The 13819-nt window shown below is 72.3% G+C and carries 11 protein-coding genes; 7 read left to right on the top strand and 4 right to left on the bottom strand.

What is annotated here, in order from left to right:
• The first annotated feature begins 25 nt into the window (after window positions 1–25).
• Window positions 26–874, top strand: coding sequence for a rhomboid-like protein (locus ACGFZS_RS42285; protein ID WP_393799623.1), 849 nt, complete (start codon window positions 26–28; stop codon window positions 872–874).
• Between the two features lie 83 nt (window positions 875–957).
• Here ACGFZS_RS42285 and ACGFZS_RS42280 read toward each other — a convergent pair whose 3' ends face one another.
• Window positions 958–2448 carry a sulfatase gene (locus ACGFZS_RS42280; RefSeq protein WP_393799622.1) on the bottom strand — a complete coding sequence of 497 codons (1491 nt, stop codon included), beginning with the start codon at window positions 2446–2448 and terminating at the stop codon, window positions 958–960.
• Window positions 2449–2726: 278 nt separating this feature from the next.
• Complete coding sequence (locus tag ACGFZS_RS42275) at window positions 2727–3530, bottom strand: GNAT family N-acetyltransferase (RefSeq protein WP_393799621.1); 804 nt, start codon at window positions 3528–3530, stop codon at window positions 2727–2729.
• Window positions 3531–3702: 172 nt separating this feature from the next.
• Here ACGFZS_RS42275 and lon point away from each other — a divergent pair, with 172 nt between their 5' ends.
• The gene (gene lon / locus ACGFZS_RS42270) at window positions 3703–6132 is read left to right on the top strand and encodes an endopeptidase La (RefSeq protein ID WP_393799620.1); all 2430 of its coding nucleotides are present in this window, start codon (window positions 3703–3705) and stop codon (window positions 6130–6132) included.
• Between the two features lie 69 nt (window positions 6133–6201).
• Here lon and ACGFZS_RS42265 read toward each other — a convergent pair whose 3' ends face one another.
• Window positions 6202–7008: a lysozyme gene (locus ACGFZS_RS42265; RefSeq protein ID WP_393666839.1), complete on the bottom strand. Its 807-nt coding sequence runs from the start codon at window positions 7006–7008 to the stop codon at window positions 6202–6204.
• A 289-nt stretch (window positions 7009–7297) separates the two neighbouring features.
• On the opposite strand from ACGFZS_RS42265, the gene ACGFZS_RS42260 reads away from it, so the two are divergent.
• Complete coding sequence (locus ACGFZS_RS42260) at window positions 7298–7789, top strand: MarR family winged helix-turn-helix transcriptional regulator (RefSeq protein WP_393666837.1); 492 nt, start codon at window positions 7298–7300, stop codon at window positions 7787–7789.
• 50 nt (window positions 7790–7839) lie between these two features.
• Here ACGFZS_RS42260 and ACGFZS_RS42255 read toward each other — a convergent pair whose 3' ends face one another.
• Window positions 7840–8628 (bottom strand): hypothetical protein, encoded by a 789-nt coding sequence (locus ACGFZS_RS42255; RefSeq protein ID WP_393799619.1) that lies wholly within the window; start codon window positions 8626–8628, stop codon window positions 7840–7842.
• A gap of 407 nt (window positions 8629–9035) precedes the next feature.
• On the opposite strand from ACGFZS_RS42255, the gene ACGFZS_RS42250 reads away from it, so the two are divergent.
• From ACGFZS_RS42250 to ACGFZS_RS42235, 4 genes are read left to right on the top strand one after another with little or no spacing between them, the layout of a single operon-like run.
• Complete coding sequence (locus ACGFZS_RS42250) at window positions 9036–12257, top strand: nitrate- and nitrite sensing domain-containing protein (RefSeq protein WP_393799618.1); 3222 nt, start codon at window positions 9036–9038, stop codon at window positions 12255–12257.
• Window positions 12254–12757, top strand: a complete 504-nt coding sequence (locus ACGFZS_RS42245; RefSeq protein WP_393799617.1) for a roadblock/LC7 domain-containing protein — start codon at window positions 12254–12256, stop codon at window positions 12755–12757. Before ACGFZS_RS42250 ends, ACGFZS_RS42245 begins: the two co-directional genes overlap by 4 nt.
• Complete coding sequence (locus tag ACGFZS_RS42240; RefSeq protein ID WP_393666831.1) at window positions 12754–13179, top strand: DUF742 domain-containing protein; 426 nt, start codon at window positions 12754–12756, stop codon at window positions 13177–13179. The genes ACGFZS_RS42245 and ACGFZS_RS42240 overlap by 4 nt, the downstream gene beginning before the upstream one ends.
• On the top strand, window positions 13160–13795 hold the full coding sequence (locus ACGFZS_RS42235; protein ID WP_355718474.1) for an ATP/GTP-binding protein: 636 nt from the start codon (window positions 13160–13162) through the stop codon (window positions 13793–13795). Before ACGFZS_RS42240 ends, ACGFZS_RS42235 begins: the two co-directional genes overlap by 20 nt.
• The last annotated feature ends 24 nt before the right edge of the window (window positions 13796–13819 follow it).

Here is a 13819-nt window from a genome sequence, read left to right as displayed (position 1 = left end):
GGTGAAACGGAAGGAGCGCCTCACCGTGCAACGGACCGCGAGGGCCGCATCGACGCCCGAGCCCGAGCCCCTTTCCGTTCCGGCCGCCGCGCACGATCCCTTTCCGGTCGGTTCGCCCGAGCCGCTGCCGGCCGCGGAGGTCGCCGTCCTGCTCGACGGCGTGCCCCGCCAGCGCGGCCCGGTCGCGCTCTCGATCCCGCTCCCGCTGCCTCGGACGACGCGTCCCGCCCTCCGGCTGCGCCCCTGGCGCCTGCTGCCGAGCCCGACCGGCACCCCGGCCACCTTCGCCTACACCGTGATCCTGGCCCTCACCTCGCTCTTCGCGAGCTACGCCAGCCCCGGGCTGCTCCACTCGGTCTACCAGGACTCCAGCACCGACGTGGCGCACCTCCTGCGCACCCCGGTCTTCGTCCTGCTGGCCAGCGCGCTGTGGATCGCGGGCGGGCTGCTGTCGCCGTACGCCCTCGCCTTCGTCCTCGTGCTGACCGCGCTGGAACGCCGGATAGGGGGTGCGCGCGCGATCCTCGTCTTCCTGACCGGTCATGTGCTGGCCACCCTCGCCACCGAGGTCCCGGTCGGTCTGGCGGTCCTGGTCGGCCATCTGCCCGACACCTCACTGCACCGCCTCGACTACGGCATCAGCTTCGGGGTCGCCGCCAGCATCGGCGCCCTCTCCGGCCTCCTCGCCCCCTGGCTGCGCTGGCCTCTGCTCGCCCTGGTCGGCTACAGCCTGCTCACGGACCTCGTCGCCTTCGAGGACCCGATGACCAACTGGGGCCATCTGATCTCGCTGGGCATCGGGATGGGGCTCTGGCCGGCCGTGCGCCGCTGGTACCGGGAACGGGGTCCGGCGGCCGACACCGTCACGGCCTGAGCCATCACGGCCTGAGCCGTCCCGGCCTGAGCCGTCCCGGTCTGAGCCGTCCCGGTCTGAGCCGTCCGGTCCGAGCGCGGTGCTCAGGCGCGCCGCGCCGCCGCGAGTGCCTTCGCCGACTCCGGTATGCCGAGGGCCCGTTCCTGCTCCGCCGTCGCGCCGTGCAGGCGGTTGGTGAGCTGGTACGGGTCGGCGGCCAGGTCGTAGAACTCCCGGAAGAGGACCTCGCCGTCGCCCCGGGTGGGGCGGCCCTGCCGGTCGAGGCGGGTGCGGTAGTACTCCGTGTACTGCGTCGACCTGCCGATATGGGTGGCCCAGGTGTGGATCGGCTCCTGGTCCTGGCGGTTCCACCACCACTCGGCGAGCAGACGGTCGCGGTCGTTGCGGGTGTCGAGCAGCGAGTGGCCGTCGTGCGGGGTGTCCGGGGTGAGGCCGGCCGCGTCCAGGAACGTCGGGGCGATGTCGACATGGCCGGTGAGCCGGTCGTCGACGGTCCCCTTGCCCAGGCCCCGGGCCGGCCAGGACAGCCAGAACGGCACCTCCAGGCTGGGCCGGTACGGCACCGACTTGCGCAGCCAGCCGTGGTCCGCCCAGCACAGCCCGTGGTCGCTGGTGTACACCACGAGCGTGTTCTCCAGCTGGCCCAGTTCGCGCAGCTTGTCCCGGAGGTCGCGCATCGCGTCGTCCACCGACAGCAGGGTGCGCAACTGGCGGGTGCGCAGCGCCTTTCCCTGCTCGTAGGTGTGGTCCGCCTGTTGCAGGAACGGCGGCTTGTCGCTCTTGTCGGCCTCGTGGACGGACGGCCGCCCCGGCCACTCCGGCACGCGCGTGTGCGCGTACTTCCGCTCCGGGATGTTGAGTTCGTGGGCGCTGCGGGTGGCGACGTACGCGAACCAGGGCCGGGTGTCGGTGCGTGACGCGTCGATGAAGGCGAGGGCGCGGTCCCTGATGACGGTGGTGTTGTAGCCGGGGATGTTCCGGACCGTGCCGTTGTCGTTGTAGTGGCCGTTGTAGTAGGCCACCGGTTCCTGGAGGAGCCACTCGTCGAAGTACGGCGGGTTGTCCCCGGTGTGCCAGAAGTTGAGGTACTTGCCGAACAGGCCGGTGCGGTAGCCGGCCGCCTGCAACCGGCGCTGGACGGTGGTGTGCTGGTCCAGGTGGTAGGGGTGGCGGGTGTCGAGGACGCCGTGGTTGTGCGCGTACCGGCCCGACATGATCGAGGCCCTGGAGGGCGCGCAGAGCGGGGTGTTGGCGTGCGCCCGCGCGAAGGTCACGCCCTGCCCGCCCAGCCAGTCGGCGGTACGGCGGACCGCCCAGTCCGTCTCCTTCGGCTGGTCGTCGGTGAGCACGAAGAGGATGTTCGGGCGCGGGTCGGTGCGGGGGAGGGGCGAGGCCGGGGGGCGGCTCGCCACGGGGGCGGCGGAGGCGGTGCGGGCGGGGGTGGTGGTGCCGCCTCCGCCTCCGTCGTCGCCCATGGCCTGTACGACCACCGGAACCGCGGCGCCGGCCGCGACCACGGCGGCGCCGGTGAGCACGGCCCGTCGGCTCGGCCCGGTTGTCGGCTTCTCGTTCATGTGTCCCCCCGGGCCCCGATGCGCGGTGCTGTTCAGCTGTTCGGCTTCTGGCTGTGAACCAGCTGGCAGTTTCGGGGATTTTCCTGTGGGTTGCGTTGCGGTGGTGTAGCGATGGCCTTGCGAAGTCGTGGCGGTGGCGTTCGGCGGGGCATTCGTCGTGGCGGGTTTCGGGCGGTTGCCGGGTGCGGCTCCGTCGTGGCTGGTCGCGCCCGCGCGGCGGAGCCGCATATCGAATACAGCCCGCGCCCCTGTCGGGGCGCTGAAGTGGGCGGCGTTGGTCAGTCGGCCGGTGTCCAGACGTACGGCGTGGTGGTCGTCACCGCTGTGAAGCCGAGGCGTTTGAGGATCGGGGCGCTGTCGTCGGAGGCCTCCACGAGGAGGTGGGTCGCGTTCCGGGCCGCCGCGCGGGTCGCTCGCAGGGCCACCAGGGCGCGGTAGACGCCCTGGCCGCGCCAGGCCGCGAGGGTCGAGCCGCCCAGCAGCATGGCGAAGTCGGTGCCCGGGCGGAAGGCCACCCAGGCCGCCGAGACGAGTTCCCCGGAGGCTTCGGCGACGTAGATCTCGGTGCCGTCCGGGTCCACCGCCAGCCGGCCCCGCAGGTACTCCGCGATCCAGGTCATGTCCGCGCCCCAGACGGCGGTCTCCAGCGCGGCGACACGGTCCAGGTCCGCGTCGTCGGCGACCCGGCGCAGGGTCACCCCCGGGGGCGGTGCCGGGGTCGGTACGGCGAGGTCCGCGACCGGGGCGATCACGACCGTCTCCTGCGGCTCGGGTACGAAGCCCGCCGCGCGGAGCCGGTCGGGGAGGTCCGCCGGGTCGTCGTGGCCCCGTACCTTCCACTCCACCGCCTCGCCGCGTGCCGCGAAGAAGTCCCGCTGCCGGGCGATCGCCGCGTCCAGGCCGGCGCCGCGCAGCCCGCCCCAGTCGCGCGGCCCGGTCACGAAGCCGCGGTGCTGGCCGACGACCCGCAGCAGGGCACCGTCGTGCTCGTAGGTGATCCCGGGCGCGGGGGTGGGCTGGACGGCGCGCATCTGGGCGTCGTAGGCGGCGAGCAGGGTCGCCGTGCGGTCGGTGTCGGTCACCGGGCGACCGTACGGGGAATGCGCCCGCGCGGATCAACTGTTTTTCCGGGCGCGGGACCGTGTTCGGCCAGGTCACCAGTCGATCGCTCAGAGCGAACATATGCATGGGAACATTTCTCCGCCCCCAAGCATTGAGTCGGCATAGCTCAAGTTGACTGCCTAAGGGGAGATCATGGCTTCGACGTCCGCATCACTCACCCTCCCTGTGCTGCCTCTCGACGGCGAGGTCGTGCTGCCCGGGATGGTGGTCCCGCTGGACCTGAAGGACCCTGATGTACGCGCCGCCGTGGAGGCCGCGCAGGCCGCCGCCCGTACCGAGCCCGGCAAGCCCAAGGTGCTGCTGGTGCCGCGGGTCGACGGGACCTACCCGGGCACCGGTGTGCTCGGCACCGTGGAGCAGGTCGGCCGCCTCGCCGACGGCGACCCGGGCGCGCTGATCCGCGGCCGCTACCGGGTGCGCATCGGCGCCGGTACGACCGGTCCGGGCGCCGCCCTGTGGGTGGAGGGCACCCGCGTCGACGAGAACGTCCCGGACCCGGTGCCCGGAAATGTCACCGAACTGGTCACCGAGTACAAGGCCCTCGCCACCGCCTGGCTGCGCAAGCGCGGCGCCTGGCAGGTCGTGGACCGGGTGCAGGCCATCGACGACGTGTCCCAGCTGGCCGACAACTCCGGTTACTCGCCGTTCCTGACCACCGAGCAGAAGATCGAACTCCTGGAGACCGTGGACGCGGTCGCCCGCCTCAAGCTGGCCACCCAGCAGCTCCGCGACCACCTCGCCGAGCAGGATGTGGCCGAGACCATCGCCAAGGACGTCCAGGAGGGCGTCGACAAGCAGCAGCGCGAGTTCCTGCTCCGCCGTCAGCTGGAGGCGGTCCGCAAGGAGCTGCGCGAGCTGAACGGCGACTCGGCCAAGGACGGCGAGGAGTCCGACGACTACCGCGCCCGCGTGGAGGCCGCCGACCTGCCCGAGAAGGTCCGCGAGGCGGCCCTCAAGGAGGTCGACAAGCTGGAGCGGTCCAGCGACCAGTCGCCCGAGGGCTCGTGGATCCGCACCTGGCTGGACACCGTCCTCGAACTGCCGTGGAACGAGCGGACCGAGGACGCGTACGACATCCAGGGCGCCAAGGCGGTCCTGGACGCCGAGCACGCCGGTCTGGAGGACGTGAAGGAGCGCATCACCGAGTACCTGGCGGTGCGCAAGCGCCGTAGCGACCGCGGGCTGGGAGTCATCGGCGGACGGCGCGGCGGTGCCGTGCTGGCCCTGGTCGGTCCGCCCGGTGTCGGCAAGACCAGCCTGGGGGAGTCGGTCGCCCACGCGATGGGCCGCAAGTTCGTCCGGGTCGCCCTCGGCGGTGTGCGGGACGAGGCGGAGATCCGCGGTCACCGGCGTACGTACGTCGGCGCGCTGCCCGGCCGGATCGTGCGGGCGATCAAGGAGGCCGGTTCGATGAACCCGGTCGTCCTGCTCGACGAGATCGACAAGGTGGGCTCCGACTACCGCGGCGACCCCGCGGCGGCCCTCCTGGAGGTCCTCGACCCGGCGCAGAACCACACCTTCCGCGACCACTACCTGGAGGTCGAACTCGACCTGAGCGACGTGGTCTTCCTCGCCACCGCCAACGTGCTCGAAGCCATCCCGGAGGCCCTGCTCGACCGTATGGAGCTGGTCCGCCTCGACGGCTACACCGAGGACGAGAAGGTCGTCATCGCCCGTGACCACCTGCTCCCGCGCCAGCTGGAGCGGGCCGGTATCGACGAGGGCGAGGTCGTCCTGGACGAGAGCGCGCTGCGCAAGCTCGCCGGCGAGTACACCCGGGAGGCGGGCGTCCGCACCCTGGAGCGGTCGATCGCCCGACTGCTCCGCAAGGTCGCGGCCCAGCACGAACTCGGGCAGCGCGAGCTGCCGTTCACGATCCGGGACGAGGACCTGCGTGCCCTGATCGGCCGGCCGCACCACGTGCCCGAGTCCGCCCAGGACCCGGCCGAGCGCCGCACGGCCGTGCCGGGCGTGGCCACCGGCCTCGCGGTCACCGGCGCGGGTGGTGACGTCCTGTTCGTCGAGGCGTCCCTGGCCGACCCGGAGACGGGCGCGGCGGGCCTGACCCTCACCGGTCAGCTGGGTGACGTGATGAAGGAGTCGGCGCAGATCGCCCTGTCCTTCCTGCGCTCCCACGGCGCCGAACTGGAGCTCCCGGTCGGCGACCTGAAGGACCGGGGCGTGCACATCCACTTCCCGGCGGGCGCGGTCCCGAAGGACGGCCCGAGCGCCGGCGTCACGATGACGACGGCCCTCGCGTCCCTGCTCTCCGGCCGCCTGGTCCGCACGGACGTGGCGATGACCGGCGAGGTCTCGCTGACCGGCCGGGTGCTGCCCATCGGCGGTGTGAAGCAGAAGCTGCTCGCCGCCCAGCGTGCGGGAGTGAAGACCGTCATCATCCCGAAGCGCAACGAGGCCGACCTGGACGACGTCCCGGCCGAGGTGCTGGACAAGCTCGACGTCCACGCCGTGACCGACGTCCGCCAGGTCCTGGAGCTGGCGCTCGCGCCCGCCGTGAACGGCGCGGCGGACACGGCGCCGGAGGTTCCGGCAGCGGCGTGACGGACGCTGCCGGATGACAGGAGGCCCGGGCCCCGCGAGGGACCCGGGCCTTCGCCCCGTGCGGGCCGGTCAGCCGTTGGCGAGTGCGATCACCCGGTCGAGGGCGCCGTTGAACCGGTCGTGGTCCCCGACCGTCGGACCGGTCGAGGTGTACTGCCACATCGTGTAGAACGACCATCCGGCCGGCAGGGTGCCCACGTCCGAGGCGTACCGGGCGACCCACAGCGGGTTGACGGAGCCGAAGCCGCTGTAGTTGCCGGTGCAGTCGGACCACCAACTGGTGGCGGTGTAGATGACGGCGTTGCGGCCCGTGCGGGCCTTGTAGGTGGTGAGGAAGTCGTTGATCCAGCTGACCATCGCGGCGTCGGACTTGCCGTAGCAGGCGGCGCCGTACGGGTTCCACTCGATGTCCAGGACACCGGGCAGGGTCCGGCCGTCCTGGGACCAGCCGCCCCCGTGGTCGACGAAGTAGTCGGCCTGGGTGGCGCCGCTCGTGGTGTCCGGGGTCGCGAAGTGGTAGGCGCCGCGGATCATGCCGGCGTCGTAGGCGCCGTTGTACTGCTGGCCGAAGTAGGGGTTCGTGTAGTACGTGCCTTCCGACGCCTTCGAGTACGCCCATTTGACCCCGCTGCTCAGCAGGGTCGGCCAGGCGACGTTGCCCTGGTAGCTGGCCACGTCGACGCCTTCGGTCTGGGTGGCGTCACCGGTCCTGGGCCTGCCGTTCTGGCCGTCGTGGGCCAGGACGCCCATGCCCATGTACGCCGAACCGCGGGCGGGGGCGGCGGTGTCGGCGTGGGCGGGGGTGAGCGAGAGGGCCGCCAGCAGCAGGGCCAGCAGCGCGGCGAGCGGGATGGGGGAGGGTCTGTGCACAGGCATGACGTGCCTCCGTGGGGTGAGGTGGGGGTCCCACATATGCCAGAGGCGGCCGACCTGACACGGCGCGACACGACGCGAGGTCACACGACACGGGTTCACACGGCGCAATCCCTGGCGTGGGCATGCCATCGATGAGGCCCGGCGGAGACGCTACGCAGGAGGCGGACCCGGCGGGAAGGGGGTCCGGGGGCTGCCGTTGGTCTACGCCTGCGAAATACTTGGCGAGCTGCGGCGACGACGGCGTTTGACGGAAACTTTCAGGACAGTGAAACCGACCAGGGGTGCTGACGTGCACGAGGACGAAAAGGGCGACGGACGGCCCACCGCCGCCGGGTTGCCGCCGAGCGGTGCGGACCAGGAGTTCCTGGCGCTGGAACGCGAGTTGACGGTGCTGCTGCGCCGCGCCCGGGCCAGCCAGGGCGAGATGGCCCGGGAGGTCCACCCCGACCTGGAGTCCGCCGCGTACGGGCTGCTCGTCCGGCTCGACGAGTACGGCGGCCAGCGCGCCACCGACCTCGCCGCCTACATCGGCGTCGGCAAGGCCACCATGTCCCGCCAGCTGCGCGCCCTGGAGGAACTCGGCCTGATCGCCCGTGAGCCCGACCCGGCCGACGGACGGGCCTGGCTGGTCGCCCTCACCGACGAGGGCCGGCGCCGGGTCGGCACGGTCCGCGAGGCCCGCCGCGGCCGTTACGTCCGTCAGCTCGCCCACTGGCCCCGCCTGGAGGTCGCGGAGCTGGCCCGGCTGCTCCACCAGCTGAACGGCGTGATGGAGAAGTAGCCGGCCGGCCCGGCGGACCTCAGAGCTCGACGTAGACCGCCGTCGCGTCGTCAGAGTTCGACGTACACCGCCGTCGCGTCGTCGTGCGTCTTGCTCCGGCGCAGGAACGTCCGCGCCTCCCGGTCGGCCGCCTCCAGCTCCCGCACCCGGTCCACCAGCGCCCGGGCACCCTCCTTGCGGACGACGTCGAAGAGGGCCGTCCAGTCGCCCTCGCGGAACTTCTCCGTCCAGCGGGTCGCCCCGTCGGTGAGGGCAGCGAGGGCGCCCACCTCGTGCCGGGGCACGGTCCCGGTGACCGCGCGGGCGGCGACCGAGGGGTCGGCGGCGGCCGTGAAGAAGCCGCCCTCCTTGTTGCGGACGGTGGCGTCGGCGATCGCGTCCGAGGCGAGAGAGGCGCGGGGGACCCGGTCGAGCCGGTCGTCCAGGACCGCGGTCACCGTGCCGTCGGGGGACCGCAGGAGCAGCGCGGAGTCGGACAGAACGAGGTACTCCAGGGCGGTTTCGGACCAGCGGGTCATGACGACCGTTGCCTGCGGGGTGCGCGGGTGAGAAAGGTCACAGGTGTCACCATGTGCCTCGGCTGTGCGGCGGATCGCCTCGCCGAGGATCTCCCGCAGCGTCAGATCTCGCCGCGAAACGGTCAGTTCGGTCAGTGCCCCGCCCAGGCGCGCGGTGAACCAGGGGACGGAATGCAGACACCCGGTCCCGTCCCTCGGCGGAGTGACCCCGTCCAGGACGATCACACAACCCCCCTGCCCCGAGGCGGGAAGGGCGACACCGGCGAAGTCCTCATTGGGGCGATCGGGGGTGCCGGGCTCCGAAACGACTTCAGTACGCATTCGGCCAGTCTGCACGACCCCTTCACGATCTTCGCCAAAGGCTGGCAACCGCCCGGGAATTCCCGCGGTCTCGCAGGTCAGCCGCCTGTTTTGGGAGGGAATGGAGCACTCCGGGAAGGCGTGGTGGCGAATCCTGTCAAAGCCTGCCGTCCGCGTCCAACCGGCCCGCCGGAAAAGGACCGTGCACAGGCCGCCGGAACTTGCCCGCCAACTCCCCTCCGATGTTCACTCCTTCGGGTGGCGGGTCCGACGATGCGAGACCACCGCCCACCGGCGCTGGGAGGGTCGGGGACCGACGTATCAGTGCACGTATCGGGTGCACGCACCACTTGGCACCGAATTGCCGGGGATCATGACGGGGTGCCACCCGGCCCCTTGGGTACACGAGTTCAGGAATGCGAGCACCGGTGCAGAAGACGCGGCCTCGGCGCACAGGCAAGAAGACGGCCTCCGAAACGGGCGCCGTCGCTCCCGTCGGCACCGGCCGCCCCAAGCACGTCCGGACCCGGCTGATCGTCGCCGTGGCCGTGGTGGCCGCCGCGATCGCGGGAGCCGGGGCGCCCGCCCTGCTGACCGCCTCCGGGCAGCTCAGCGACTCCCAGGACCTGGTGACGCTCGCGAGCCGCACCCAGGACGCGCTGGCGCTGGCCAACTCGCTCGCCGACGAGCGCGACGAGGTCACCACCTACATCGCGGCGGGCCGCCCCAAGGCCAAGGCGCCCTCCGAGGACCGCGGCGCCCGCGTCGACCGCCAGGTCGAGGACCTGCGCGCGGACACCGACACCCCGGGCTGGCTGCGCACCGACCTCGACGGCATCGCGGCCGTCCGCCGCTCCGCGCTGACCGGCCAGAGCACCGCCCTCCAGACGCACGACGCGTACTCGCAGACGATCACCGAGCTGCACCGGCTCGCCGAACAGCTGGCCGAGCAGACGCCCGCCAGGGCCGGCTCGGGCGCCTACGCGTTCGCCGAGCTGGACTCCGCCGTCCAGCAGTCCGCCGCCGCCCGCGGCCTGCTCCTCGCGGCCCTGAACATCCCCAGCACCACCCAGACCACGATCGACCCGCTCACGGGTCTGTCCACCACCAGCACGAGCACCTCCGCGGCGGACCGCAAGCAGCGCGACGCGCTCACCGCCGCCGCCCAGCAGGCCAGGCTGCGCGCCGACGCGGCCCTCGCCGACTTCCGGGACACCGCGCCCAAGGCCGCGATCGAGTCGTACGACTCCACGGTCACCGGCAACGACGTCAACGACGCCGAGAAGTTCCTGGCCGCCCTCACCGACCAGCCGACCCTCTCCGACGACGACCTCTCCACCGGCACCAAGAAGCTGGACGCGGCGCTGTCCGGCCGGGTCGAGCTGATGCGGGGCGTCGAGTCCGCGCTCTACGAGCACCGCACCCAGGACCTGGAGCAGCTCCGCGACGACGACGTCACCGCGCTGGAGATCCGGGTCGCGGTGCTCGGCGCGCTGATGCTGGTCGCGGTCGGTATCGCCACCGCCATGGCCCGCACCCTCACCCGCCCCCTCTCGGTGCTCCGCCGGGGCTCGGCCCGGCTCGCCGAGGCCGAGGACCCGCGCACCGCGGAACCGGTCGCCTTCACCGGCCGCAACGACGAGTTCGCCCAGGTCGTCCGCTCGGTCAACGCCCTGCACGCGCACGCCGTCGAGCTCTACGACCGCATCGCCACCCTGGAGACCGACCGCAAGCACCTGGTCGGCCAGCGCCAGAAGATGGCCGACGCCCGTGAGGAACTGCGCACCGAACTCACCGACTCCGCCGCCCAGCTGGCGCGGCTGCGCACCAGCATCGGCGGCACCTTCGTCAACCTGGCGCTGCGCACGCTGGGCCTGGTCGAACGCCAGCTCGCGGTCATCGAGGGCCTGGAGGAGCGCGAGCAGGACCCCGACCGCCTCGCGACCCTCTTCAAGCTCGACCACTTCGCCACGGTCATGCGCCGCCACAGCGAGAACCTTCTCGTCCTCGCCGGCACCGAGCACGTCCAGACGCACGCGGGCCCGATCCCGCTGGTGGACGTGGTCCGGGCGGCGGTCAGCGAGATCGAGCGCTACGAGCGGGTCCGCATCGCGGCCCTGCCGCCGCACGCGCACGTGGCCGGCTTCGCCGCGGACGACCTCAGCCACCTCCTCGCGGAACTCATGGAGAACGCCACCGCGTCCTCCCCGCCGGACATGCCGGTCGAGGTCTCCGGCTGGCTCCTGGAGAGCGGCGAGGTCATGCTCTCCGTCCAGGACGAGGGCATCGGCATGGCCGCCGACCGCCTGGTCCGCCTCAACGGCCGGCTCGCCGAGTTCGACCCCGAGTCGCCGTACGACCACGAGGGCGAGGACGGTCTCGGCCTCGGCCTCTACGTGGTGGCCCGCCTCGCCCACCGGCACGGCGTCCGGGTCCAGTTGCGCGAGCAGAAGCAGGGCGGGGTGGCAGCGGTCGTCGTCCTTCCGCAGTCCCTGCTGGCCACGGCCCCCACGACGACGGCCCCCGCCGCCTCGGCCACCGGCGGCCACGGCTTCTCCCTCCCCGGCGCGGACGCGGAGGCCAACTCCAACGTCCTGCACGGCCGCTCGGCCTCCGGCGACCCCCTGGTGTCCCTCGCCGAGAAGGCCGTACGCGAGGCCGACGAACAGCCCGCCCACGAGCAGGCCCCCGCACCGAAGCCCCAGGACCCCGAGCCGACGGCCCGCCCGAAGGCACCGGCGGAGACATTCGCCGAGACGACGATGGAACTGCTGGTCCCGCTCCCGGAGCCGGAGGCCTCCGAGGAGCCCGAGGAGCGGACACGAGCCGTTCCGGCCGAGGAGCGGACGACCTCCGGCGCCGCCGACGAGCGTGCCCACCCCGCCGACGCCGAGATCCGCCCCCGCCGACAGCGCGCCGAGGACGACGACTGGCCCGGGACGCAGGGCACACCGTCGGCTGCCGAGGACGAGGATCGGCCGCGGCGTCGGTTGTCCGAGGACGACGACTGGCCCGGGACGCAGAGCGCACCGTCGGCTGCCGAGGACGAGGATCGGCCGCGGCGTCGGTTGTCCGAGGACGACGACTGGCCCGGGACGCAGAGCGCACCGTCGGCTGCCGAGGACGAGGATCGGCCGCGGCGTCGGCGGGTCGGGGGCGACGACTGGCCGAGTGCGCAGCCCGTGACCGGGGTCGCCGACGGCGAGTACGCGCCGTCGGGGCGATCCGCGTCCGACCTCGACGCCCGCACGGCCGGCGTGGGTGGGAGCGGCTTCGGCGTGGCCGAGGAGCACTCGCGCCCGCTGTCCGCGACCGCCGACGGCGAGTACGCCCCGCAGGCCGGTGGCGCCGTCGAGGACGAGGACGACGCCGAGGACGAGGTCACCAGCAAGGGCCTCCCCAAGCGCACCCCCAGGATCACCGCCCCCGCCGCGCCACCCCGCCAGCGTGGCACCGGCGTCGACGCCGACGCCCTGCGCCGCAGGCTCGGCGGCTTCCGCCGCGGCGCCGACGCCGGACGGCGCGACGTGGAGGCGGAGATCGCCGAGCAGACCGGCCAGAACCAGGTGCCGAGCGCCGTACGCGCCGTACCCGGAACAGCCGTATCCGAAGAAGCCACGGGGGGCACAGTCGAGGAGGCAAGCAGTTGACCGCGCCCAGTACCTTCGGACTGAGCAGTGAGGCTCGTAACCTGCACTGGCTGCTGAGCAACCTCATCGAGGAGGTGCCCGGTATCCAGTCCGTCGCCGTGGTCTCCTCCGACGGCCTGCTCCTGCTCTCCTCCGACCCCGGCGTCACCGAGGCGGCCCGCGAGGCGCAGACCGAGAAGCGCAGGGGCCCGCGCGGCTCCGCCGCCGACCTCGCCACCATCGTCTCCGGCATCGGCAGCCTGACCGTCGGCGCCGCCAGGCTGATGGACTTCGGCCCGGTCAAGCACACGATGGTCGCCATGGACGAGGGCAGCCTGTTCGTGATGTCGATCAGCGACGGTTCGCTGCTCGGGGTGCACGGCAGCGCGGAGTGCGACATGAGCGTGGTGGCATATCACATGGCACTGTTCGTCGGCCGCGCCGGCCACGTCCTCACCCCCGAACTCCGCACCGAGCTACGCAAATCCCTTGAGGGCGACGCGACGAGGAGCGGCCGATGAGCAGCGCCCCGAAGAACGGCAGGCAGAACAACCTCCCGGTACGCGGCGGCGACCGCAAGCCCGCCCGCGTCCGCCCCTACTCGCTCACCGGCGGCCGTACCCGCTTCGGTCACGTCCTCCTCGTGGAGACGTTCGTCGCGGCGCTCGAAGCCCCCGAGGAGCGCAAGGAACTGACGAATGGTTCCCTCAACTCCCGGGTGATGCCGGAGATGCTGGCCATCGTCGAACTGTGCCGCCGGATGCGCACGGTGGCCGAGATCGCCGCGCTGCTGAAGATGCCGCTCGGTGTGGTCCGGGTCCTGCTCAGTGACCTCGCGGACCAGGGAAAGATCCGTGTGTACGGAACGGGGACCGGTCACGGCGTCGGCCGCCCGGACCGCGCTCTGCTGGAAAGGGTGCTGAGTGGACTACGCCGTCTCTGACGCCACCGGCGTCGCCCCGCTCCTCGACGAGGAGGAGCAGCCGCGGTCCTGGCAGACGGACCGCAGCCGGGCCCCCATCGCGACGAAGATAGTCGTGGCGGGCGGTTTCGGCGTCGGCAAGACCACGCTGGTCACAGCCGTCTCGGAGATCACGCCGCTGCAGACCGAGGCGCTGATGACCGAGGCGAGCGAGGAGACCGACGACCTCACCGCCACGCCCGGCAAGCTGACCACCACCGTGGCCATGGACTTCGGCCGCATCACGCTCGACGACGACCTGGTGCTCTACCTGTTCGGCACGCCGGGCCAGCAGCGGTTCTGGTTCATGTGGGACGACCTGGTGCGCGGCGCGATCGGCGCCGTCGTCCTCGCGGACACCCGGCGCCTGAAGGACTGCTTCCCGGCGCTGGACTACTTCGAGAGCTGCGGGCTGCCGTACGTCGTCGCGGTCAACCACTTCGACGGCAGCGAGCGCTTCGAACCGGAGGACGTGCGCGAGGCATTGACGATCCCTCCGCGCGTACCTGTAATGATCATGGACGCCCGCCGTCGGATCTCGGCCATCGAGACACTGCTGTCCCTGGTCGCCCACGCGCTGGACGAAACCCCCGAGTAATCCCCCGAGTAGGAGAGCAGCCCC

This window comes from Streptomyces sp. NPDC048288 (assembly GCF_043201555.1).
Taxonomy (GTDB): Bacteria; Actinomycetota; Actinomycetes; order Streptomycetales; family Streptomycetaceae; genus Streptomyces.
This window is presented reverse-complemented; position numbering and strand designations above follow the sequence as displayed.